At 54.0% G+C, this 24,607-nt stretch carries 22 protein-coding genes, 1 tRNA gene and 1 pseudogene; 13 read left to right on the top strand and 11 right to left on the bottom strand.

Features of this window, described 5'->3' with window-relative positions:
* Positions 1-224: 224 nt before the first annotated feature.
* The 6 genes and pseudogenes from PW844_RS28080 to PW844_RS28055 form a co-directional block, all read right to left on the bottom strand.
* Positions 225-1,178 (bottom strand): LysR family transcriptional regulator, encoded by a 954-nt coding sequence (locus PW844_RS28080; RefSeq protein WP_299459737.1) that lies wholly within the window; start codon positions 1,176-1,178, stop codon positions 225-227.
* Positions 1,179-1,259: 81 nt separating this feature from the next.
* Entirely contained in the window at positions 1,260-1,733 is a 474-nt protein-coding gene (locus tag PW844_RS28075; RefSeq protein WP_299459735.1) for an OmpA family protein, read from the bottom strand.
* A pseudogene (locus tag PW844_RS28070) lies at positions 1,730-2,943 on the bottom strand (diguanylate cyclase). The gene PW844_RS28075 and the pseudogene PW844_RS28070 overlap by 4 nt, the downstream one beginning before the upstream one ends.
* A 1-nt stretch (position 2,944) precedes the next feature.
* Positions 2,945-3,511 (bottom strand): YfiR family protein, encoded by a 567-nt coding sequence (locus tag PW844_RS28065; RefSeq protein ID WP_299459733.1) that lies wholly within the window; start codon positions 3,509-3,511, stop codon positions 2,945-2,947.
* 347 nt (positions 3,512-3,858) lie between these two features.
* The gene (locus tag PW844_RS28060) at positions 3,859-4,767 is read right to left on the bottom strand and encodes a proline dehydrogenase family protein (protein ID WP_299459731.1); all 909 of its coding nucleotides are present in this window, start codon (positions 4,765-4,767) and stop codon (positions 3,859-3,861) included.
* A 301-nt stretch (positions 4,768-5,068) separates the two neighbouring features.
* Entirely contained in the window at positions 5,069-5,977 is a 909-nt protein-coding gene (locus tag PW844_RS28055) for a LysR family transcriptional regulator (RefSeq protein WP_299459729.1), read from the bottom strand.
* 129 nt (positions 5,978-6,106) lie between these two features.
* Between PW844_RS28055 and PW844_RS28050 the strand changes: the two genes are divergently transcribed.
* The 6 genes from PW844_RS28050 (at position 6,107) to PW844_RS28025 (ending at position 14,021) form a co-directional block, all read left to right on the top strand.
* Entirely contained in the window at positions 6,107-7,417 is a 1,311-nt protein-coding gene (locus PW844_RS28050) for an MFS transporter (RefSeq protein ID WP_299459726.1), read from the top strand.
* A 17-nt stretch (positions 7,418-7,434) separates the two neighbouring features.
* Entirely contained in the window at positions 7,435-8,523 is a 1,089-nt protein-coding gene (locus PW844_RS28045; RefSeq protein WP_299459723.1) for a tartrate dehydrogenase, read from the top strand.
* A 2-nt stretch (positions 8,524-8,525) separates the two neighbouring features.
* Positions 8,526-9,785, top strand: a complete 1,260-nt coding sequence (locus tag PW844_RS28040) for a glycerate kinase (protein ID WP_299459720.1) — start codon at positions 8,526-8,528, stop codon at positions 9,783-9,785.
* Positions 9,786-10,232: 447 nt separating this feature from the next.
* Positions 10,233-10,961 (top strand): gluconate 2-dehydrogenase subunit 3 family protein, encoded by a 729-nt coding sequence (locus PW844_RS28035; RefSeq protein ID WP_299459717.1) that lies wholly within the window; start codon positions 10,233-10,235, stop codon positions 10,959-10,961.
* A 17-nt stretch (positions 10,962-10,978) separates the two neighbouring features.
* On the top strand, positions 10,979-12,748 hold the full coding sequence (locus tag PW844_RS28030; protein WP_299459714.1) for a GMC family oxidoreductase: 1,770 nt from the start codon (positions 10,979-10,981) through the stop codon (positions 12,746-12,748).
* Between the two features lie 10 nt (positions 12,749-12,758).
* Positions 12,759-14,021, top strand: a complete 1,263-nt coding sequence (locus PW844_RS28025) for a cytochrome c (RefSeq protein WP_299459711.1) — start codon at positions 12,759-12,761, stop codon at positions 14,019-14,021.
* Between the two features lie 72 nt (positions 14,022-14,093).
* On the opposite strand, the gene PW844_RS28020 is transcribed toward PW844_RS28025, so the two are convergent.
* Both PW844_RS28020 and PW844_RS28015 read right to left on the bottom strand, forming a co-directional pair.
* On the bottom strand, positions 14,094-14,642 hold the full coding sequence (locus PW844_RS28020) for a YbhB/YbcL family Raf kinase inhibitor-like protein (RefSeq protein WP_299459708.1): 549 nt from the start codon (positions 14,640-14,642) through the stop codon (positions 14,094-14,096).
* A gap of 49 nt (positions 14,643-14,691) precedes the next feature.
* A complete protein-coding gene (locus tag PW844_RS28015; RefSeq protein ID WP_299459705.1) occupies positions 14,692-15,255 on the bottom strand; it encodes a cupin domain-containing protein in 564 nt (187 codons plus the stop codon).
* A 156-nt stretch (positions 15,256-15,411) separates the two neighbouring features.
* Here PW844_RS28015 and PW844_RS28010 point away from each other — a divergent pair, with 156 nt between their 5' ends.
* Positions 15,412-15,744 (top strand): PadR family transcriptional regulator, encoded by a 333-nt coding sequence (locus tag PW844_RS28010; protein ID WP_084876682.1) that lies wholly within the window; start codon positions 15,412-15,414, stop codon positions 15,742-15,744.
* Positions 15,745-16,377: a hypothetical protein gene (locus PW844_RS28005; protein ID WP_299459697.1), complete on the top strand. Its 633-nt coding sequence runs from the start codon at positions 15,745-15,747 to the stop codon at positions 16,375-16,377.
* Here PW844_RS28005 and PW844_RS28000 read toward each other — a convergent pair.
* Both PW844_RS28000 and PW844_RS27995 read right to left on the bottom strand, forming a co-directional pair.
* Positions 16,374-17,210: an aldo/keto reductase gene (locus tag PW844_RS28000; protein ID WP_299459695.1), complete on the bottom strand. Its 837-nt coding sequence runs from the start codon at positions 17,208-17,210 to the stop codon at positions 16,374-16,376. The genes PW844_RS28005 and PW844_RS28000 overlap by 4 nt on opposite strands.
* Positions 17,191-18,537: an NTP/NDP exchange transporter gene (locus PW844_RS27995; protein WP_299459692.1), complete on the bottom strand. Its 1,347-nt coding sequence runs from the start codon at positions 18,535-18,537 to the stop codon at positions 17,191-17,193. Before PW844_RS27995 ends, PW844_RS28000 begins: the two co-directional genes overlap by 20 nt.
* Positions 18,538-18,781: 244 nt before the next feature.
* Between PW844_RS27995 and PW844_RS27990 the strand changes: the two genes are divergently transcribed.
* From PW844_RS27990 to PW844_RS27975, 4 genes are all read left to right on the top strand, one after another.
* Positions 18,782-20,095, top strand: coding sequence for a glycosyl hydrolase family 28 protein (locus PW844_RS27990; protein WP_299459689.1), 1,314 nt, complete (start codon positions 18,782-18,784; stop codon positions 20,093-20,095).
* Position 20,096: 1 nt separating this feature from the next.
* Positions 20,097-20,999: a LysR family transcriptional regulator gene (locus PW844_RS27985; RefSeq protein ID WP_299459686.1), complete on the top strand. Its 903-nt coding sequence runs from the start codon at positions 20,097-20,099 to the stop codon at positions 20,997-20,999.
* 130 nt (positions 21,000-21,129) lie between these two features.
* Positions 21,130-22,122: a zinc-dependent alcohol dehydrogenase family protein gene (locus PW844_RS27980; protein ID WP_299459684.1), complete on the top strand. Its 993-nt coding sequence runs from the start codon at positions 21,130-21,132 to the stop codon at positions 22,120-22,122.
* A gap of 12 nt (positions 22,123-22,134) precedes the next feature.
* Complete coding sequence (locus PW844_RS27975; RefSeq protein ID WP_299459681.1) at positions 22,135-23,010, top strand: MBL fold metallo-hydrolase; 876 nt, start codon at positions 22,135-22,137, stop codon at positions 23,008-23,010.
* Between the two features lie 59 nt (positions 23,011-23,069).
* Here PW844_RS27975 and PW844_RS27970 read toward each other — a convergent pair.
* Positions 23,070-23,145: transfer RNA gene (locus PW844_RS27970), tRNA-Phe, on the bottom strand.
* A gap of 223 nt (positions 23,146-23,368) precedes the next feature.
* Here PW844_RS27970 and PW844_RS27965 point away from each other — a divergent pair.
* The gene (locus PW844_RS27965; RefSeq protein ID WP_299459678.1) at positions 23,369-24,592 is read left to right on the top strand and encodes a SpoIIE family protein phosphatase; all 1,224 of its coding nucleotides are present in this window, start codon (positions 23,369-23,371) and stop codon (positions 24,590-24,592) included.
* The last annotated feature ends 15 nt before the right edge of the window (positions 24,593-24,607 follow it).

Genomic DNA, 24,607 nt, shown 5'->3' with positions numbered 1-24,607 from the left:
TCCCTGCTGCGGGTATAAACCTGCAAACGCAGGTTTAGAAGGCGCAATCAATCATCCACAAAACGCATAGTTAATGATTAATAATCAACAATACGCATAATAAGAACTAAGGTTTTGCATAATCCCTCTGGCCCCGAAAGGAGTCAAGCAGGATGCTCACTTCGTAACCAATGGATTTCTTATATCTAAAGCAGAAAATGTTCTAAGAAGGGAGCGTATTGAATTTAATCCTGATTAATCAGTCGCATAATGCGCGGATGTTCGCTGGCGGGTAAACGCTGAAAACCCGGCAGCAACGTCTGCGCTGCCTGTTCCAGCGCCTCCACCAATGCCTGTGCGGCGCTGGTAATCTGTCGTCCCTGCGGGGTGATCACGCCAAAGAAATAGGGGATCTCTTCTTCCAGCGGACGAATCACCACACCTTCCAGCGGCATGCCCCAGGCCGTCACCGGTTCGAGGATCGCCACGCCTAAACCGGCGCGCACACAAGCCAGAATATTGGCCGAGGAATTGGTTTCGATGGTTTCATGTGGCGGAACTTTGAGTTTTTTCAACGCCTTATCATAGCGACCCCGTAACCGTTGCGGACTCCAGGGGGCAATCAATCGACGCCCGGCGAGGCAGGCCAGCGTCAGCTGCGGCTGTGTGGCGAGGGGATCATCCTGCGGCAGCGCCACCACACAACGCGACTGGCCGATCCAGTGCAGGTCAACCGCGTGATGCTCCAGCGGCAGGCTACTCAGACCGAGGTCCGCCTCAGCAGTGATCACCGCGTGGGCCGTTTGTTCAGCGGATTCACTGATAATCTGTACTTTATTCTGCAAATTCAGGCTGGCGAGCGCCTGCGGCAGTAAGCCAGCAGCCAGCGCGGGCGTGGCGGCGATACTCAGCGGACGATGTTGCTGCTGGGCAATTTCCTGCGCGCGCAGACGGATTTGCTGCAATGACAGCAGCGCTTTTTGCACATACTGATGCAGCTGTAGTGCTTCTTCTGAGGGATGGATGCGGGGTCCGTTGCGAATAAACAGCGGATAGCCCAGTGTCTGCTCCAGTTCCTGAATCAGGCGTGACACGGCGGGCTGCGAGCGATTCAGCGCTTTTGCCGCTGCCGTGACGCTGCCAGCGGAAATCACTGCCGCAAAGGCTTCCAGCTGACGTAAATCCAGATCGTGTAACATGCGGACATTCCCTAAGACATTGATCACCCGCGACAATCGCAGGGACAAACATCACATCATAGAGAGAGTCGGCGCAATACGCTATGGCGCGGTAATCACCACCGCCACACGCCGGTTCTGCGCGCGCCCCTGAGCGCTGTTGTTGCTGGTCACCGGATATTTCATTCCCAGCCCGCGCGTCTCGATATTACTGCGCGGTAACGATGCCCCTGTCGCCCACTGCGCCGCGACTGCGTTGGCGCGTTTCAGCGACAGCTGCTCGTTATAACTGGCAGTGCCGTAATTATCGGTATGACCATCAATGCGCAGATGTTCAATGCCGGTAACAGCAAGGTTGGTCGCCATACGGTTGATGGTGGTTTTACTTTCCGGGGTCAGTTCTGATTCGTTAATTCCGAAAAGAATTTTGTCTGACATTCCCAGCCCCCAGCCTTCCGCATTCGGGCTGAATCCCTCTTTGCGCATGGCGGCAATTTGCTCGTCGGTGAAGGTCCTTTTTGACTGACACCCGGCACAAGCGACGATGCATAGGAGTAGCAATGCTTTAAGTTTCATCCCGATACCTTTGTAATGCCCTTATGTTTGTACATATTCATATCTGCACGCTCAAGAATTGAGGTGACAGAATCACCGTGCTGCGACCAGGCATAACCAATGGTCACCGAGGTGGAGATATTAACGCCAGCAGAGATGGCAATCTTTTGCGCGATGGTGCTTTCAATCTCGCTGGTCAGCTGTTGCAGCGCATCTTCCGTGGTGTGGCTGGTGATCAGCATGGCGAACTCATCCCCCCCAGCCTTGCCACCATATCGTTTTTCGTCACCAGGCCAGACAACCTGGCCGCTATGCTTTGCAGCACTTCATCGCCAGCCGCATGTCCCCAGGTATCGTTGATGCTTTTAAAACGGTCGCCATCGAGAAATAGCAGCACAAAACGCTCGTGCGCCAGCTGTTGATCGAGTAACTGGTTAAGTCGGTTGATAAAGGCCGCACGGTTCGCCAGCCCGGTCAGCGGATCTTTGAGCGCTTTGGCAGCGAGGGATTTATTGTCCCGCAGCAGCGACGCTTTTAAGGTCTGCATTTCCGCCAGCAGTGAATTCAAATCCTCGGAGAACACCTGAAATTCTTTGGTGGAGCTACCGGAGATTCGCGGCGAAAAATCACCGGAGCGAATCACATTGTGGATGGTGCTGGTGATATTTCTGAAGGAGGCAAGAATGCCACGGTGCAATAACTCGCTGACCAGAAACGAGATAATAAACACGAAAATCATGCTACAAGATAAAATAATGATCGAGTATTCAATGAAATCCGCCACATTGGTGACCGTTCCCGACAACGTCAACGTCCCGACTTTCGCATCTTCGTGGGTCACATTAACGGTAAGCGGCTTGGCATAAATCCAGTTGCGTAGCAGATGCTGAAACCGGCTTTCGTTTTCCACATTATCCTGCCAGTCAACTAATACCGTCTGTTCGGATGTCTCCAGTTTTGCCGCAGAAAACATGCCCTGCTCAGCCAGCAGCATGACTTTTTTCTTCGCATCGTAGCTATCTTCAAATACGGTGGCCGCCGTCAGGCTGGTACTGAGCGTATTGGCAATCAGTTCAAGATTTCTTTTTTCATAGCTTTTAATAAACAGCATCGACGTGGAAAACAGTAATAACCAACACAGCAGTAAAATAACCGCCGCATTGATGGTACTGATTTTACGTAACTGATTTCGTATAGATGATTTTTCGGTTTTTATTTTTTCGAATTTCATCTTACTGGCTTCCTTTGCGGGACAGTAATAACACATCCGGACTGACTCTCACGCCGCTTCTTGTCAGCGAGTCAAGATTTACAGAAAACACCGTCTTATCCTGATGAAAAATGAGGCAAAAGGATGCACCGATGGTACATTCCGGGTTGTTTTCAGCGATGGAAAGCATCGGGCGGCTGCTGGCTTTTTCCAGCAGCGCTACCTGCTGCTGCGGCGATTGAGCGCCAAAGTAGACCGCATCACACGGCTGTTCAGCCAGGGCCTCTTCGCTGGCAAGCCACACCACGCTAAACCCCTGCTCACGCCCCTGCGGCAAAGAGAGATGGCTCACCGACGGCAGCACGCAAAGCTGCGGTGGATGTTTTAAACCCGGCCATTGGGTAAAACTGATGATGCCACTGACAATACGATTTGCGGCATCGTCAGATGCCTCCGCCGCGCGTAAAGGAGAAGAAACCAGCAAGAGCAGCAACGAGAAGGTGATAAGCCAAATCCTTGCTGCGGAGGTTGCCAGTAAACAGGCGTACTTTCCGTTCAGGATGCAGGGGTTTTCTTGTGATATTGACATACATCCATCCCTGAAAGTTAAGGTGAAATTTTACCATCATCATATAAACATGAGTAGTTTATTAAAATTTACCCATGCGGAACATCGCCGAAGCCCGACATATTGTACCGGGTATTATGCGGAAAGCATGGTAATTATTGGTACTGACGCCAGACACTTACTTTATAATTAAGTGGATCTAAAAAAGTATTAACTTATTATTTTTAATGATTATTTTTAAAATAACAGATCCACTATAAAATAAAAAAACACCCCACATGTGAATTCGCTTCATTTAATCAGATTTTTCTGCTCTGACGTCGATAAATAGCCAGCCCCCCGATGAGAGGTGACTGGCGTTTAACCCGTTAGCGCTTCAGCAATGCACGCAGGATATAGCCTGCAATACGCGGATTCTCCTGCAAACGACGCGTGCTGTAACCATACCAGTCCGCACCATAAGGAACGTACACCCGCACGGAAAACCCAAGCGCACGCACTTTGTCACGCAAAGGTTCACACACCCCCAGCAACATCTGAAATTCAAACGCGTCAGCAGCAACATGATGCTGCCTTGCCAGAGCTACCACAGCTTCAATCAGTTCTTCATCATGCGTTGCGACGCTGACAAAAACACCTGCAACGAAGCAGCACTTAACATGTGCAAGGAAATGGGAATTAATCGCTGCACGGTCGTCACTGGCTCCAGGCACCAGATACTGCGGCTCTTCCTGATAAATGCCTTTGCAAATGCGCAAACGGCTGCGTGTAACCATTAACAGATCCACATCGGCATAGCTGCGTTGCAAATAGGCCTGAATGGCGATTCCCAGATCGGTGTAGCGCTGCTGCAAACGGCGAAAGAGATCCAGCTCTTTCTGCGTACATTGCAGATCTTCCATATCCAGCGTGGCGGTTTTTGCCACCTGCCTGGCCTGGCCCAGGATCTGCTGGATGCGTATTTCGCACTGCGCCTCATCATTTAACAGCCCTAATGCAGAGGGTTTAATGGATAATTCCGCATCAAGATTATGGGCAGCAATGGCGGCGATGGCCGTAGCATAAGCGGCGCTCATGGCATCAGCTTCAGCCTCGGAAGAGGCGGATTCGCCCAGCACATCAAGCGTCACGCCAAAACCGGCCCGGTTGAGGTTGTGAATGACCTGCAGCGCCTCTTCAAGGGTGGAGCCAGCCAGATAACGCGTGGACAGACGCTTAACAATAACGCGTGGAATAAAAGGCAGACTACGGGCGACTAAAACATCAATAAAATGCATTTTCTGGTTCTCTGACTAGAGGTTACCTGGTCCAGCGCAATACGCGCAGAACGTTGGCAAAAGCGTATCGCCTCGTGCTGATGCACAAGGTCACGCAAGCGTTGAGCAACAAGCGCGTAGTACGCGCGTGGCTCAAAGGAAGGTGATGGTCAGAGGAGGCCAGGCAGCAGCATTCACAATGCGATGTTTCCGGTCAGGTGATGTAAAAATATGATGTCGCAGATTGCGTATTTTTAACAGGGCTGTCAAGGAAGCGATGACCTTTAATTGAGTAAGGAAATCGTTAATATCGTCCCCGTCGTTATAACTTACCCGTCAATTCCTGCTTATTATCATTCAGCAATTTCAGCATATTCTTTAAGTAATCATCTTCATTGCCTTTTTGCCAGGCAATACTTAAAGGCAAACCTTTAATATTTTCATTCAGGGCCAGATTAATATAAACCACATTTTCGCTGTTCATATTACGATAAGAGGAAGGCACCACTGCCAAACCTAACCCTGCGGCCACCAGACTTAAAATGGTCTGTTTTTCTTCAGCAAATTGAGCGATATGCGGAGTCAACCCTGCCAGCCTGAACATACTCATAGTCAGGTCATGACTATGCGGACGCGTGCGCCTTTCAGGAATAATCATCGCTTCGTGTTTAAAATCGTCTAATGACACTTTTTCTCTTCCCGACAAAGGATGATTTGCTGGCACCGCCAGCACACAACTTTCACGCGTAATAAAGCGTACCGCCAGTGCGGCATCCATAATTTGTGGCGCACGAAAGAAAATCATATCTAACCAGCCTGATTTTAATTTAGGCAATAGGTTAATGGTTTTATCTTCAATAATATGAATATCGGTATTGGGATGCAGCGGAACAAATAAATTCAGTAATGCCGGGACCAGCCCCCGCGCCGCACTATCGATGGCACCAATTCTGAGCGTGCGACGTTGATCTTTTAATCCGCCTTTAAATCGCAGTGCCAGCGCATCAAACTGATCAATGATTTTGTTCGCTTCATCAAAAAAAATGGCACCCTCAGCGGTGAATGAAACATTACGCGTGGATCGATTTAACAGACGGACACCCAGCTCCTCTTCAAGTAAGCGAATAAAGCGAGAAAGTGACGCAGGCATCATTTCCATTCTTTGAGCAGCCCGCCCGAAATGTAACTCTTTGCCCACAGCAACAAAACAACGCAATTGATTTATATCCACATTTTCCTCGCCAAAACATTATTCAAATACTTTATATAATCGGCTATTGATGATCTGCTAATCCAAACCTGCATACTGAACTCGATTACAAAAAAATAACACCCCCTACACAAACTGGAGCACTTTAATATGAACAATCACCTCGAGAAAAGGGTGATGCGTAAAGTGACGTTGCGCATTGTCCCTTTCATCATGCTGCTCTACTTCATCGCATTTCTTGATCGTGTCAACATCGGTTTTGCTGCATTAACCATGAATCAGGATTTAGGTTTTTCGCCAACGGTATTTGGTTTGGGGGCCGGAATCTTTTTTCTCGGCTATTTTCTGTGTGAAGTACCCTCCAATCTGATCCTGCATAAAGTCGGCGCACGCATCTGGATCGCCCGCGTGATGATCAGCTGGGGCCTGGTTTCCGGTTGTATGGCTTTTGTCCAGGGCACCACCAGCTTCTACACCCTGCGTTTCCTGCTGGGTGTGGCAGAAGCAGGTTTCTTTCCCGGCATCATTCTGTATCTCAGCTACTGGTTTCCGGCCGCAAAACGCGCACAGGTGACGGCCATCTTTATGGCGGCAGCCCCGCTCTCCACCGCGCTGGGTTCGCCGATTTCCGCCGCGCTGCTGGAGATGCACGGCTTCCTTGGCTACGCCGGCTGGCAATGGATGTTTGTACTGGAAGCCATTCCGGCCGTGGTGTTCGGCGTGGTAGTGCTGTTTTACCTCACCGACCGCCCGGCAAAAGCCAAATGGCTGACTGACGAAGAACGCGACTGGTTGCAAAACACCATGCTGGCGGAGGAACAGGCTCGCGCCGCGAAGCAAAGCCACAGTAGCGCCTGGCGTGGGCTGGCGGATAAGCGGGTTCTGGCACTGGCGCTGGTTTATTTCGGCACCTCGGCGGGTCTGTATACCCTGGGGATCTGGTCGCCGCAAATCATCCATAGCTTTGGTGCCTCGTCGCTGGAAATCGGTTTCCTCAATGCCTTCCCGGCGGTGATCGGCGTTATCGGCATGATTCTGTGGGCGCGTCATTCCGATCGCACAAACGAACGCAGCTGGCATGTGATTGCGGCCTGTCTGCTGGCCGCTGCCGGACTGATTTATGCCGGTAACGTCAGCACCTTGCTGGCGGTGATCGTTGCCCTGACGCTGGTCACCGTAGGGATCAGTGCCTCCAAACCTCCGTTGTGGAGTATGCCAACGCTGTTCCTCAGCGGGCCAGCCGCCGCCGCAGGTATCGCCACCATTAACTCCATCGGCAACCTCGGTGGTTTTGTCGGCCCAATGATGATTGGCGTGATTCGCCAGCAAACCGGCAGTTATACCTGGGGTCTCTATTTTGTCGCGAGCCTGCTGACGCTCTCGGCCCTGATTGTCCTGATTCTGTCAATGCGGGCAAACAAACCGCAGACAGCTGAACTTCCTCATCCTCATACACATTGATTTAACTGGAGAATATTATGCGTAACTATGCAATCGCCGCGATTCCTGCCGACGGTATCGGTCCTGAAGTCATTTCTGCCGGGGTGGAAGTCCTGCACGCTCTGGAACGTCAGAACCCGCAACTGAAATTCGCTATCGAAACCTTTGACTGGGGTTCGGATTACTACAAAAAACATGGCGTGATGATGCCAGAAGACGGCCTGCAAACGCTGAAGAAATTCGATGCCATCTACTTTGGTGCGGTCGGCGCGCCAGATGTGCCGGATCACATCACCCTGTGGGGCCTGCGTCTGCCGATTTGCCAGGGTTTTGACCAGTACGCCAACGTGCGTCCCACCAAAATCCTGCCGGGCATCACCCCGCCGCTGCGCAACTGTGGCCCTGGCGATCTGGATTGGGTCATCGTGCGTGAAAACTCTGAAGGCGAATATTCCGGTAACGGTGGCCGTGCGCACCGTGGTCTGCCGGAGGAAGTCGGTACCGAGGTGGCGATTTTCACCCGTGTCGGGGTGACGCGCATCATGCGTTATGCCTTCAAACTGGCGCAGTCGCGTCCGCGTAAGCTGCTGACCGTGGTGACCAAATCCAATGCACAGCGCCACGGTATGGTGATGTGGGATGAAATCGCTGCTGAAGTGGCGCTCGAATTCCCGGATGTGCAGTGGGATAAAATGCTGGTTGATGCGATGACCCACCGTATGACGCTGCATCCGCAGAGCCTCGATACCATCGTCGCCACCAACCTGCACGCGGATATTCTGTCCGATCTGGCTGGCGCGCTGGCCGGTAGCCTGGGTGTGGCCCCCACCGCCAACATCGATCCGGAACGTCGCTTCCCGTCCATGTTCGAACCGATTCACGGCTCAGCGTTCGACATTACCGGCAAAGGCGTCGCCAACCCGGTCGCCAGTTTCTGGACCGCCGTACAGATGCTGGAGCACCTTGGTGAGCCTGAGGCAGCAGCGCTGGTGATGGAAGGTATTGAGTACGCTTGCGCACAAGGCGTGCTGACGCCGGATGTCGGCGGTACGGCCAAAACCGTGGATGTCACCAAAGCGGTGGTGGCATTCATCACCTCTAAAGCCCCTGTTGCCGAGACCGCGTAAAGATGAGAAATGAACAGGCCGCAGCCATTTTGCAGGACATCTTCCAGCAAGCCGTTGACAGCGCCCGCCCAGGGCCTGTCATTCCTCCGGCGCTGCCGGTAAAGCCCCGTGGGCGTTGTGTAGTAATTGGCGCGGGCAAAGCCTCTGCTGCAATGGCAGCAGCGGTTGATGCGGCCTGGCCGGATGTTGATGTCAGCGGTGTGGTGGTGACGCGTTATGGTCACGCCGTACCGGCCGGGCGAATTCGTATCCTCGAAGCCGCCCACCCGGTTTCCGATGCCATGAGCGAAACCGCTGCAATGCTGATCGTCGAATCGCTACGTGGATTGACGCAGGACGATCTGGTGCTGGCATTAATTTCCGGCGGCGGTTCGGCGCTGATGGCGCTGCCCGCTCCCGGTCTGACGCTGGCAGACAAACAGGCGATCACCCGCGCCCTGCTGCACAGCGGTGCCAATATCAAAGAGATGAATCTGGTGCGTCGTCATCTCTCGGCAGTGAAAGGCGGCAAGCTGGCCGCACTGGCACAGCCCGCCCGCGTCGTCTCGCTGATTATCAGTGATGTGCCGGGTGATAATCCCACCGATGTGGCGTCTGGCCCAACGGTGGCGGATAACAGTACCCCAGGCGAGGCATTGAAAGTGCTGGAGCGCTACGGCATTCCTGTTGCCGAGCCGGTGCGTTATGTACTGAGTTTGCCCGCCAGCCCACCTCCGCCTGTCATCAACAGTGAAACCCGGCTGGTTGCCACCCCGGCGCTGGCGCTGGAGGCTGCGGCTCAGGCGGTGCGACGACATGGTTTCACGCCGCTGATCCTCGGTGACGCTATCGAAGGGGAAAGCCGTCAGGCGGCTATCGTGATGGCGGGTATCGCTAAATCGGTCAAGCTTTACGGCCATCCGGTGAGCGAGCCTGCGGTGCTGCTGTCCGGCGGCGAAACCACCGTGACTGTCGCCAATGGCAAAGCCGGGAAAGGGGGGCGCAATACCGAGTTCCTGCTCAGCCTGGCCTGTGCCTTACAGGGAGAAGCGGGCATCTGGGCGATTGCCGGTGACAGCGACGGCATTGATGGCACCGAAGATGCTGCGGGTGCGATGATTTATCCCGATACGCTGGCGCGCGGCAAGCTCAATGGGCTGTCCGCCGCACGCTATCTGGATGAACATGACAGCTATAGCTTTTTCCATTCCATCGGTGATCTGGTCATTACCGGCCCCACCCTGACCAATGTGAACGATATTCGCGCCATTCTGATTAAATAACAGACTAAAAACGCGCAATAAATTGCGCCGCTACGACCTGGTGCGATATTGGAATGATAGCGAGAATTCCCGCACACACCGTAACGGCGCGATTTATCGCGCTTCTTTTGCAACAACGCCGGGATAAAAACGCGCAATAAATTGCGCCGCTACGGATTATGCCTGCCTTGTATAAATTTCCCGCACTTGTTAAAAACATCAATGCCATTAATGATCATATTTACAGCAAAACTATGTCTAAAACCGGCAAGATATAAGTAAATGTAACAGAGAAAAATGATAAAAAACTAACCATCTGAATAGTAAACATTTTCATCAAAATAGATTATTCAAATAGTTTATATAAACCACAGGTAATTATTATCCCGTGCAGTTGCGCTTAGACTGCGCCGTCACAAAAAAATAACATTAACTCTGAAATTATAATATTGAGAAGCTGGCAGTAAAATGGCAAATGAATCATGTGGTATTGGCAGGCGGCCTTTTATCATAGGCTCCTTAATTGGTATTGCATCATTAGGCGTTAAAGGTGGCGTCAGCAGCGTTTTTGCCTCAGTCCCCACCGCCGCAGAAGAACTGAATAACTACCAACCGGTATTTTTCAACGCGGAAGAATGGAAATTCATTCTGGCCGCCTGCGATCGCCTGATCCCGTCCGACAAAGAAGGCCCGGGAGCACTGGACACCCATGTTCCGGTGTTTCTCGATAAACAAATGCTGACGCCGTACGCCAAAGGCGAAGAATGGTATATGGATGGCCCCTTTGACAGCCATGCCAGCCTGCTGTTTGGCTACCAGATGCCCTTCCCGTTACAGGTGCTGTATCGCAAAGGCATTGCCCTCACCAATCACTATACCCGTATTAAATACAATCAAAGTTTCAGCGAACTTCCCGGAAGAATTAAAGACGCGGTATTAACCGATCTGCAAAAAAATAACGTGGATTTTTCCCAGTTTGGCGAAGCGGACCTGAATGCCGGTTATTTCTTCACCCGCCTGCTGGAAAATACCAAAGAAGGTTACCTTGCCGATCCGCAATATGGCGGAAATAAAAATATGGCGGCGTGGAAAATGATTAATTTCCCCGGTGCACGCGCCAGTTTCCCGCAATGGATAAAAATACATAACGTTAAATATCCCCTTGGACCCGTCTCACTGAGTGGCGAGCAGGCCTGATTCTTCCTGGAAAGCAAATGAAAAAGACCAATGACGCCGTCGATGTCATCATCGTCGGCCTGGGCTGGGCCGGTTCAATTATGGGTATTGAACTGGCCCAGGCCGGATTAAAAGTGCGCGCGCTGGAGCGTGGTGAAGATCGTCTCAACAGCGATTATGCCTATCCGAAACCGGCCGATGAGCTGGCTTTCACCAAACGCCATAAGATTATGCAAAGCCCCCACGATGCGGCTTTCACCATTCGCCATAATGCCTCCGAGACCGCGCTGCCGATGCGCGAGCTGGGTGCGTTTCGTCTGGGTGATGGTGTCGGCGGTGCCGGGCTGCACTGGACCGGGATGATCACCCGTCCAACGCCGGTTGACCTGAAAATGAAAACCTGGGCCGACGAACATTTTAAACGCGGCGAACTGGATGAAGAACTGCGTATTCAGGATTTCCCGGTCAGCTGGGAAGAGATTGAACCGCATATGGATTTTTTCGATAACGTCTGTGGTTCTTCGGGCGAAACCGGCAACCTGCGCGGTGTGATTCAAGCCGCTGGCGACCCGTTTGAAGGGGCCCGTTCTAATCCCTTCCCTAACCCACCGCTGGCAGACAGTCTCAACAGCAGCATGTTCCGCAAAGCCGCACAGGAGATGGGGTATCACCCCTACTCGATGCCGTCAGCGGCGGTGTCGGTGCCCTATACCAACCCCTATGGTCAGCAAATCGCCCCCTGTAACTATTGCGGCTTTTGTCAGTTCTACTCGTGCCTGAACTACTCGAAAGCGTCACCGCAGACGGCGATCCTCGATCGTCTGAAGCAGATGGCTAACTTCGACTATAAAACCCGCGCCAACGTGATTCGCGTCGAGAAACATGCCGACGGCAAAACCGCCACCGGTGTGACCTATATCGATGAAAACGGTGACGAAATTTTCCAGCCCGCCAGCATCGTTATCCTCTCGACCTTTGGTCTGAATAACGTGCGCCTGCTGCTGAATTCGTCTATCGGCAAACCCTACAACCCGATCACCGAAGAAGGGGTGATTGGCCGTAACTACACTCACCAGTACGGCGGTGGCTTTACGTTGTTCTTTGATAACCTGGAATTCAACCCGTTTGCCACTGCCGGACCGACCGGCACGGTGATCAGTAACTTCGGGACCGGCAACGTAGACACCGCCGCGCTCGGTTTTATCGGCGGTGCCAAAATCTACAGCTCGCAGCCCACCGGTACGCCGATGGCGGCGGCGGTGAAAAAAGGCGCGCCTTCCTGGGGAAGCGGCTGGAAAAAAGGGCTGAAAGAGAGCTACGGCCATTCGATGGGCGTAAAGCTGGAAGGCAGCAATATGGCGACCCGTGGCAACTATCTCGACCTCGATCCGGTGTATAAAGATCGCTTCGGCATGCCGCTGCTGCGCGTCACCTATGACTACGTGCAGAACGATCTGCGCATGCTGCAATTTATGAAGGAGAAGATGGAAGCGATCACCAAACATCTGAATCCGACGCAGTATTCCCACAACATTCTGAAGATGGACAGCCACTTCGCCAGCTCGCCCAACTACGTCAATACCCACAATGCGGGCGGCGCGATTATGGGCGACGATCCCCGCACTTCGGCGCTCAATCGCTATCTGCAAAGCTGGGATGTGCACAATGTGTTTGTGATGGGGGCCAATGCCTTTCCGCAAAACTTCTATGCCAACCCCTCGGCGATGGTGGCAGCCCTGGCGTACTGGTCAGCCAAAGCCATTCGCGAGCAATATCTTAACCACCCCGGCCCGCTGGTGCAGGCATAAGGAGATAACCATGAAATCGAATCTTCGTTATCTTCTTATCGCCGGTTTAATGGGCTTTGCCCAACATAATGCTCGGGCAGCAGACACCCCGGATGCCTCGCTGATCGCCAAAGGGGACTACCTGGCGCGTGCCGGTGACTGCACCGCCTGCCATTCCATTGCCGGCGGCAAAGAATTTGGCGGTGGGCTGGCGATTGCCAGTCCTATGGGGGTGATCTACTCCACCAATATTTCCCCCGATCCTGATGCTGGCATTGGCCGCTACAGCGAACAGGAATTTGCTGATGCGGTGCGTAAAGGCGTTCGCCGTGATGGCAAACACCTTTACCCGGCGATGCCCTACCCGGACTATCGCGGTATCACCGATGCCGATATCCACGCGCTGTATGTTTACTTTATGCAGGGGGTAAAACCGGTGGCAGAGAAAGCGCCGGAAACCGCACTCAGCTTCCCGTTTAACCAGCGCTGGGGCATGTGGTTCTGGAACCTCGCCTTTACCGACGATAAGTCATTCGAGCCGCGTCATTCGGTGCCAGATGATATCAATCGCGGTAAATACCTGGTGGAAGCTCTCGGCCACTGCGGCAGTTGCCATACCCCGCGTGGTATCGGTATGCAGGAAAAAGCGCTCAATGAATCCAGCAGCCATTATCTTGCTGGTGGCGAACTGAATGGCTGGCCGGTTCCTTCCCTGCGCGGTATGCCCACCTGGACGGTGCAGAATATTACCGATTACCTGGCAACCGGTCGCAATGATTTTGCTTCGGTCGGCGGTGAGATGACAGGGGTGATTGAACACAGTATGCAGCACATGACCGACAGTGACCTGCATGCCATCGCGGTGTATCTGAAGTCACTGCCTGCGGATACCCCAGTCAAAAATCGCCGGAAAAATGCCGATGCTGCCACGAAGCAGACCGCCGACCTGCTCACCCAGGGACATAACCTTGGTGCGGGTCAGATGTTATATATGAACAACTGCGAAGCCTGCCACTGGACTGACGGCAACGGCGCGAAGGGGATCTTCCCCCGGCTGAATGGTGGCGATGTGGTGATTGCGGATAACCCCACCGGGCTTATCAATATCATCCTGCAAGGTGCGCAAACCCCTTCCACGCCGAAAGCTCCGTCGATCATGGCGATGCCCGGTTTTGCTGCGCGTCTGACTGATGAGCAGGTCGCCCAGCTTGCCACCTTCGTGCGCAGTGGCTGGGGCAACGATGCTCCGGCGGTGACGGCCAAAGAGGTGCAGAAGGTACGTGAAGGCAAATAACGCCTGACTGCAGCGACCACCCCGGATGAGGTGGTCGCTTTAGGCCAGTTCCCCCGCTTTTGTCGGATGCGTTTATTTCTTCGGCAGAATAAATTGCCCCACCAGCCCGGCAGAGGCCAGAACATGCCCTTTTAATTGCGCCATCACCGCGTCTCTGGTTAATCCTTTCGTCAGTGCATCCGGGGTGAAGTCAGTGGCAATTAAGGTGAAATTGTAATTGTGGATATCCCCATTCAGCGGCGGGCACGGGCCGGAATAACCCTGAACGTTTTTACCGTTGCTGCCGGGGGTATAACCGGTGATCCGGGTTAAATCCCCTTTGGCGAACTGATGACGGCTGCTGTCGATGCCATAGCCGAGGAAATGGGTCATGCCCAGACCATTCATCCCCTGCGGATCTTCAACCAGCAGCACATAACTTTTGGTATTAGTCGGGGCATCACGCCAGCTCAGCTGCGGCGAAATGTTTTGCCCCGGACATTGCCCGCCACCGCCCATTGACAGCGGCAGATGACCGGCATTGCGGAAATCCGTGGAATGCAACGTAAAGGGAGCGGCCAGAGCCCCGGCAGAACAGAACATCAATCCGGCCAGTAACCCGGCATGTGCACGTAATAACATCCGATATCTCCTTATTTATCGCTATGCTCTCGTCGATCTGAAATAACCATCAAATCACCGCGCCGCTCTGCTGAAAGAAACGTCGGGTGCGATGATTCAGCTGGGTCGCTTTTTGCAGGGTTTGCGGATTAATGGCGGAGCGACACACATCCCAGGCGTTACCATTGGGATAGCAGGCGACCACGCTGAAATCATCCTGGCTGTGCAGCAGGCGCTGTCCGGTTCCGGCCGGTAAGAAAATCACATCACCCGCTTTGGCCTGCATCACCACACCGTTATCGCCGCCCAGCTGCCATTCCCCGCGCCCGGAGGCCACGACGAAGATGGCATGGGTGCTGCTATGGAAGTGCTGATATGAAAAAGGCGCCGCCTGCCACTGACGCGTCCATCCCGCCTGGTGCAGATCAGATATCAGGTCCGCCTGCCCGGCCTGCATGCGAAAATGCAGAATGGGTAGCGCAGGATTATTGGGCACCCAGCCATCCGTCGCCATACGCCATTGATTGACCCACTGCAGGGAAGCCACAGCGCTGGCTTTGGCGGCCAGCGAGGGCCACAGGAAAGCCAGTAGTGCCGAGTGCTGGAGAAAATTGCGTCGGGTGAATTGAGCCATATCCATTCCTGAAAGTTCAGTGACCTGTTGAAGCCGGTTGCAAAAACGCCCATCTGGCTTCATTATCATACCTAGATAAACTAGGTATCAGACATAGCGAAGTCAAGCTAAGATAGCGGCGAAGTTTGACTCTTTCTTTGTAAGCGGGTGATGACGATGAGAAGCAGTGCTGACGATAATCTAAAGAGCCATATCGAAATGGTCATCCTGGCCGCACTGGAACGCGGCCCCAGCCACGGTTACGCGCTGATTGAACTGATTCATCAACTTACCGATGGTGTGCTGTCGTTTCAGGAAGGGACGGTGTACCCGCTGCTGCATCGTATGGAACAGCGCGGCCTGATCCAGGCGGAATGGGAAATCGCCCCGTCGAAACGTAAACGTCGCGTCTACAATCTGACCCGCGAAGGTCAGCAGGAATTAGTCAAAAAACGTGAAGCCTGGGATAGCTACTCCGTCGCCGTCTCCTCTTTATTGCAGAGGTCGTAAATGGACCCGCTGACTGAACTACCAGAACCTGCCCGGCGTTATTTGCAGGCGTTGCAGTATGAACTGCGTTTTGAGCAGAAATACGCCGAGGATATCTGTCTGGAGATCAGCGAACATTTTTATGAAGCTGTTGAATGCAGCAGCGAAGCCCCGGAGCAGGCGGCGCAGCGGGTGACACAACGCTTTGGCTCGCCGCAAAATCTGGCCGCTGAGTTTGCCGTGGTGCTTATCACCCGCAAACTGCGCAACACCCTGTTTATCAACCTCGCCATCATCGTTGCCATTCTGCTCGCCGTGCTGACCTGCCTGACCGATCGCCACGGTGGCCCGGCGGTGATTACCGCAGTATTAAGCGGCTGCGTCACCTGGGCCGGATTACTGGCGATTCAGCGTAATGAGCTGGAAGGCATTCGCTTGTATCACTGGCTATGCACGCCGATTATTGCCTGCCAGACCACCTCCTGCGCACTGCTGCTGGCCCTGCTGTGGAACCTGTTTAATTCGCCCGGCAGCACCCTTTACTATCACGCCTTTGCCGCCATCGCCGCGCTGCTGCTCGCGCTGCGCATGGTCCACCTGAAATTACGCAGCCGCAGCATGTGCGCGCTGTGGAAGCGCGCAGCACACCACTAACGCGTTTCCAGCGGCATTTTGCGGGTGGGCGGCGGAAAGGCCTCATCTATCACGCGCAAATCCGCAGGCTGCAGCTGCACGCTGAGCGCGGCAGCATTCTCTTTGATATGCGCCGCCTCGCCAGATTCCGGGATGGCGATCATATTGCCGTTGCGAATCACCCAGGCGAGCAGCACCGTCGAGGGTCCGGTCTGATATTTAGCAGCCAGCTGGGTGATGAGTGGATGACGCAGCAACGATGCGCCTTCGCCACCTAATGGGGAATAGGCCATCATCGGCATATGATGCTGGTTACACCATGGAATCAGGTCAAACTCAATGCCACGACTCGCCGGATTATAAAAAACCTGATTGGTGGCGCAGCGATCGCCCTGCTCGACGGCAAACAAATCTTCCATGTCATCGACATCGAAATTGGACACCCCCCAGGCCTTAATTTTTCCCTGCTGCTTCAGCTTTTCAAAACCGGAGACCGCTTCCGATAACACGCTGCTAAAACGCCAGTGCAGCAGGTAAAGATCGAGGCAGTCGGTGTTGAGGCGCTTTAGGCTGGCATTGCAACTGCGTTCCATCATCAGGCGATTAGCGTGATACGGGTAGATTTTGGAGACCAGGTAAACCCGATCGCGCTGACCATCAATCGCCTTACCAATCAGCGATTCTGAACGCCCGTCACCGTACATCTCAGCGGTATCGATCACCCGCAAGCCGCTGTCGATACCGGCGCGTAATGCATTGATCTCGGCAGCTTCGCTATGTCTGCCCTGACCGAGGTGCCAGCTTCCCATGCCAATAGCAGCAACCGACTGACCATTAAGAGTGACTGTTTTCATGCAATTTCTCGTTGAGAGGAGGAAAGGTTTTCGCTTCCAGCTGTACCTGTCTGCGGCCCAGCCACTGGCTGTTAACCAGCCAGATCAATGACAGCGGCAGCGCCAGCCAGATCAACATGCCGCCACTCAGCCCGGCCGCCCCCATCGCCGCCCAGCTCCAGGCACCGACCTGGTCACCCGCACGATAGACGGCGGTATCAATGACGTTCTTGGCTTTGTATTTATCTTCCCGTTGCAGCACCGTGAACAACACCTCACGCGCGGGTCGGGCAAAGGCGAAATTGGCCCCGCGGCGTAACACCGAAAACACCACAATCGATGCGGCCACCGGCCACAGAGACAGGCTGGCAAAGCCCAGCAGGGTGATCAGCGGCAGCAACCCTAACACCAGCTTCGTGCCGTAGCGCGACATCAGGCGGCTGGTGACAAACAGCTGGGTGAGCAGGGTCAACACATTGACCACCAAATCGAGGGTGGCAAAGAACGCGGTACGATCGCTGTCATGCTGGAACAGATGGTGTACCAGCTCAGCCTGGCGGAAATATATCAGGGTTGAGGTTACCGAATAGAGCAACATATACAGGCAAATATTCAGCAAATAAGGGGACTGGAAAATGCGTGCAATGCCAGAAAAAATGCCGCCACCGAGCGGCTGTGCCTGCTGGGCAGCCTCCTCACCCTCGGCAAGATGGGTAAAAGCACTCAGGCGCTTGACGCATCCGACCGCGCACTCCAGCAGCAGCGCGGCCAGAACAAACAGCCCGACGATATTCAGACGATGTACCAGCAACGCAGTGATGGCCGATCCCAGGATGGCACCCAGCGTGGCTCCTGCGGCCATCATGGCAAACAAGCGACTGGCACGTTCGCGCGAAAAGATATCGGCGACCAGTGACCAGAACACCGAGACAACGTAAAGATTGAACACCGAGAGCCAGACAAAAAATACCCGCCCTAACCCGATCTGCATCGATGCCGGAAGGGCAAACTTCAGCACGGCAAATATAATTAACTGGCTGATAAAAAATCGGTAAACCAGCGGGATAAAACGCTTACGCGGCAGCGCACGCGACAAGGCGGCAAAGGGGATATTAAGGGCAAGGATGGCGATCAGCGTGGCGCTAAACAGCCACTGCAAATTATGCAGACCGCCATCAATACCAAAGGTATCGCGAATCGGTCGCAGAACGTAATAGGCTGAGAGCACACAAAAAATGTAGACCATGCACCAGATTAACGCCTGCACCTCTTCCGGCCTGACGGGGGTAAGCCGGAGCCAGAAAGGCACCGCTGGCTGATGCTGATGGTCCGTCTGTTGACTGCCCATAAATGCTCCCGATGTTTTAATCGTTCCGTGACTGCAAATGCCGATAACTTACCTAGACAATCTAGGTAATGAGGGTTGCGCTGTCAAGATGATGTGATCGACCTCACATTCGAAGGTAGAGAGAGCAAAGCGGGATAAAAAGGTGATCTGAACATTTATTTGCGAAGAATAACTTTTTGAAAATATTCAACGTTCTATTTTATTCCCTTCCTGATATTTCCCTGACTCACTCAACAGCGCAGCCATGAAAATAAAATTATCCGTTATGACAGCAGGGTTGAGTTGCACCCTTCTCTTCTCATTTGGCTCTCAGGCTGCGGTACGGCTCTGTCAGCCTCAGCATCCTGATATCGCGACATCCGCCATCCAGCAGGCGATCGATCATTGTTCTCAAGCGGGTGGAGGCAAAGTGGTGCTTTCTGCCGGGGTATGGCACAGCGGCCCGTTATTACTGAAGGATAATGTGGAGTTATATCTGGCGGCAGGAAGCCGGTTAGCGGCCAGTTATCAGGGGAATCTGTTCAGACCGGGTTTTATTTCGCAACCCGCCAGTTATGGCGAAGCCTTTATTCTGGCGAAGGATGCCAGCAATGTCGCCATTACCGGGCCAGGCGTGATTGACGGCCAGGGCGAGCAACAATGGTCACTGGCTACCACCGCACGAAACCATTTGAAACAAGGGGATACGGCGTGGTTTACCCAACACTATCCGGGCATTCCCCCAGCCAATGGCATGCCCCGCTCGTGGCTGATTGAATTCTCGCATGTGACACAGGGCCGCATCGCCAACCTTGGTATTGAAAACTCACCAATGTGGAATCTGGTGATACGCGACAGTAAAAATATTGATGTCGCCAACAGCACCATCACCAATCCGCCCGATTCACCCAATACCGACGGTGTCGATGTGATTTCTTCGCACGCGGTCAGGCTGCATCAGCTGAATATCTCCACCGGTGACGACGATATCTCGATTAAATCCGGGCTGGCAAAACGTACGGATAATGCGGCAAGCAGCGATATCACCATTGACCATATTCAGTCTGAAGATGGACACGGCATCTCAATTGGCAGTGAAACCATCAACGGTATTGGTAAAGTCACCCTGCATGATCTGAACTTCAACGGCACCGAAAATGGCGTGAGAATTAAATCCGGGCGCGATCGCGGCGCGAATATTGGCCCGATTATGATGCGCGATGTCACCATGCAACGGGTCAAAACCCCGCTGGTGATTACCGACAGTTATGGCGGCAACGGCGGTTACTCGGCTGACAGCGTCAGCCCGATTGCCGCACAGCCACTGACGGTGACCACGCCGAGAATTCACGATGTGACGATTGAGAATCTTCATGCCGGCGGCGCGCACAGTGCCGGGATCATCAGTGGATTACCGGAAGCGCCGCTGAAAAATATCCACCTGATCTCAATTCATATCGCCGCCGTGACCGGTCTGCAAAGCCGTTATGTTTCAGGCACGCAAAAGCAGGTGGACATCCATGCCGCGCGCGGTCAATCTCAGTTATCCGGACCGGACACTCATTGGATAACCCGATAACATGCGTGCGAATATGTTTGAGTATATGGACATCTTCATCCAGGTGGTTGAGCAGGGCAGCTTTACCAAAGCTGCCGATGTACTCCAGCTGCATCGCCCGGCAGTCAGCAAGGCGATTCAGCAGCTGGAGGACGAACTGGGTGCCAAACTCATTCATCGCACCACGCGCAAACTGAGCGTGACCGCTGAAGGGGACGCGTTCTACCAGCGCGCCAGGCAATTAATGGCCGAAATGGGCGAGATGATGGCCTGCTTCTCACCCACCCTGCCGCCTCGCGGCCGTTTATTGCTGGATGTGCCGCTGTCGCTGGCGCACTGCCTGCTGATCCCCAACCTCGCCGCATTCAGGGCGCTTTACCCGGATATTGAGGTAGTACTGCTGTCGTCCGACAAAAAGACCGACCTGATCGCCGAAGGGGTGGATTGCCTGGTCAGGATCGGTGATTTAGCCGACTCCAGCTTTATCTCGCGCCGCTTAGGCGACATCCGCATGGTCACCTGCGCCGCACCCGCCTATATCGAAAAACACGGCATCCCCGCCACGCCAGACGATCTGTTGAGCCATCAGGCAGTTAACTTTTTCAGTGAACATAGCCGCGAAGTGATGGACTGGAAGTTTTATGTGGATGGCGTGATGGTTGCACGCCGGGCGGGCAGTAGCGTGCTGGTGGATAACTCAGATGTTTTGCTGTCGTGCGGGCTGGCGGGTCTCGGCATCATTCAGGCGACCCGGAACGCCCTGGCGCCGCATATCCAGGCCGGGCGTCTGGTGGAGGTGTTAACCGATTATCCTCCGGTCGCCAAACCGGTGTCGGTGCTCTACCCGGACCGGCGCTATCTTGCCCCTAAGGTGCGCGTGTTTATTGACTGGTTCAGTGAGGTTTTTAGCCAGCACCCGCATTAAATGCGCCACCATTGTTACTGCGTCAGTAACACTGAAGTTCCCCGGCGTTTATTTTTCGCCCGGCGTTAACAACGTAGTCTGTAAACAGATGAATCTGGCATATCGCCCGATTACCTGAAGAGATCTGCACATGACTAAAGTTGTTGTTTTCAACCGCACTGGCGGCCCCGAAGTGCTGGAAATTGTTGATGTTAACGTCGCGGCTCCGGCCGCAGGCGAAGTTCAGATTCGGGTGCAGGCCATCGGTCTGAACCGCGCCGAAATCATGTACCGCACCGGTCAGTACGTTATTGAACCTGAGTTTCCGGCACGCCTTGGCTATGAAGCTGCGGGCATCGTGGCGGCGGTGGGTAGCGACGTTACGGATTTCGCCCTGGGAGATAAAGTCAGCGTCATCCCCTCATTTATGTTTAACCAGTACGCCATGTATGGCGAGGTCGTCAACGCGCCGGTTCACGCCGTGGTTAAACATCCGGAAAATCTTTCCTTCAACGCAGCGGCGGCCAGCTGGATGATGTATGTCACCGCGTTTGGCGCGCTGATCGAATATGGCAACCTCAAAGCCGGTGAGCATGTGGTGATCCGCGCCGCCTCCAGCAGCGTAGGGCTGGCAGCGATTCAGATCGCCAATATGGTGGGAGCGATCCCCATCGCCCTGACCCGCACCAGCGAAAAACGGGAGCTGCTGATGCAGGCGGGAGCCGCCGCCGTGATCGCCACCGACGAACAGGAGATGGAAGAAGCGATTAATCACGCCAGCGCTTATCAGGGCATCAATATTGTGTTCGACCCAGTGGGTGGGCCTGATGTTGCCAGGCTGACGCGTGTAATGGCGAAAAACGGCCTCTATTTCCAGTATGGCGCGCTGGATAGCCGCGATTTACAGGTGCCGGTGTTTGATATTCTCGGCAAGCATCTGACCCTGCGGGGCTATGAACTCTTCGAAATCACCACCGATGCAGAAAAAATGGCACGGGCTAAAGCCTTTGTGACTGCGGGGCTGCGTTCCGGCCAACTGCATCCGGTTATTGATAAAACCTTCCCGCTCGACCAGATTGCCGACGCGCAGCGTTATATGGAATCCAATGGTCAGGTGGGCAAAATTGTCGTCACGATAGCGTAAATGGAGCAGCATATGACTTTTCAACCCGGCTGGCAGGCACCCGCCATCAATCGTAAAAAAATCGGTGACATGACCGTCACCATGCTGAGCGATGGCTTTCTGGACGTTTCCTTTGAGCTGCTGTCAGGCATTGACGGTTCGCACGCCGAAGCCTTGTTGCAGCGCCGTGGCGCGCCGATCGCCCCACGGATTAACATTAATGTTTACGTGGTGCAGACAGCGGATCGCACCATTCTGATCGACAGCGGTGCCGGAGGAATTAAGGGCTGGGGTGGACGATTACCGGTGGCACTGGCGGCGGCAGGCATTGACCCGTTGCAGATTGACACCATTTTACTGACCCATTGCCACCCCGATCATATCGGCGGGCTGGCCGGTCCTTTGCAGACTCCGCTGTTCCGCAACGTGCAGCAGCTTTTTATTCATGAGAAGGAACTGGCATTCTGGCGCGATGAAACTATTGCGGCCAGCGCCCCCGATGGCTTCCGTCCCTACTTTGAACTGGCGAAAAATGCGTTTAACGCGTATGGCCAGCAGCTGGTACCGTTCAGTGAAGAAGCCATTCTGCCAGGTATCCAGGCGGTGCCGTTGTTTGGTCATACCCCCGGTCATACCGGTTATCTGCTGGGTGACGAACACGACTCCCTGCTGATCTGGGGCGACATCGTGCATTTCCCGCATATCCAGGTCACACAGCCGGAAGTCACCATCGCCTTCGACAGCGATCCGGAAGCGGCGGCGCAAATCCGCGGCAAACTGCTGGATCGTGCGGCCAGCGATAATCTTGCCGTCAGCGGTATGCACTTCAATCTGCCCACTACCGGTAAGGTTGTTCGGGAAGGGAATGGTTTTGCGCTGAATTACGATTTGTGGTCGCCGGTGCTGTGAAACAATGCTATGCGCCCCAAACGCAAAAACCCAGCCATAAGGCTGGGTTTTCTGAATTTTGGTGCCCGAACCCGGAATCGAACCAGGGACACGGGGATTTTCAATCCCCTGCTCTACCGACTGAGCTATTCGGGCAACGGGGCGCATTAAACCCTAACCAGCCCGCACCGTCAAACGCTTTTCGGTGAAATGCGACTGACTGCCGTCTTTTACAGCAATCGGATAAAAAATCGCGCATTTTCGGCATTTCAGGCCATAAATTTACTGCGTCAAACCCAGTCTGCCATCACGCTGACATAAAAGTGTCACAGCGCTCGCGTACCCTAAGATTAATCTTAATTCATGCCAGACTTCCGCTATGCAGCTGCCCGATTTACGCGCTGGCCTTGCCGCACTGTCGAGCCGTTACCGCGCACGTTCGCTTTGCATTGCGGTGCCGTTCGTCACCCCTGCCAGCGATAACCTCGCCGTGATGACGCTGTTTACCGAACACAAAGACCTGATTGGCCTGCCGGTGGTCGAAGAGGGTCGTCCCTTCGGCATGATCAACCGCCACATTTTCCTGTCGCAAATGACGCGTCCCTTCTTCCGCGAGTTGTATGATCGGAAAAGCTGTATCGCCTTTATGGATAAACACCCGCTGGTAATCGATGCCGATACCCCGCTCGATCAGGTCGCGCAGCAGGTGGTAGCGAGTGGGGATAAGTCGGTGACCGATGGTTTTATCCTCACCGAAGCGGGCAACTATATTGGCATTGGTCTCGGCATTGATTTAATTCGCACCGTGTCGGATTTACAGGCACAGCAACATCAGCAGATCCTACAAAGCATCGATTACGCGCGCGTCATTCAGGATGCCATGCTCGAACACTCCACCCAGCAAATGGCTTTACAGCTGGATGACTGGTGCCTGCACTGGCAACCGCGCGATGGCGTCGGTGGCGACTATTACGCTTTTCATCAGGATGAGCAGGGCTGGCTGGCACTGATTGCTGATTGCACCGGCCACGGCATTCCCGGTGCCTTTATGACGGTGATTGTGCAATCGGCGCTGGAAAATGCCCTGCAACAAAACCGCCGTTCACCGTCAGAGCTGTTACAGGCGTTAAACCGGCATATCAAGCAGACCCTGGGTCAGCTCAACGCCTCACAGCAAACTTCCCATTCGAATGACGGTTGTGATGCCATCGCATTGCGGCTGGATACGCAGCAGCATCAACTCCGCTGGGCCAGCGCGCGTATGCATGCCTTATTGCAACCCGCCACCGAGGCTGCCGAAACCCTGGCCGCTGACCGCACCGGCGTGGGCTATACCGATACGCCGCTGGATTATGTCTGGACAGAACATCAGCGCACGCTGATACAAGGCGACATGCTGCTGGTGATGACCGATGGCGTCACCGACCAGCCCGGCGGTGAACGGCAGATTATGTTTGGCAAAAAACGTATTCAGGCCCTGATGAGCCACTATCAGACTCTGCCGATGAGCGAACTTTCTTTGGCATTTCAGCAGGATTTTCTCCACTGGCAAGGCAACCAGCCGCGACGCGATGACGTCACCTGGTTTGGCTTCCGTTATTAACCGAGTCGTAAACAT

The organism is Pantoea sp., assembly GCF_028283705.1.
Taxonomy (GTDB): Bacteria; Pseudomonadota; Gammaproteobacteria; order Enterobacterales; family Enterobacteriaceae; genus Pantoea.
Note: the sequence above shows the minus strand (reverse complement) of the source record. Positions and strands in the feature narration are given on the sequence as shown.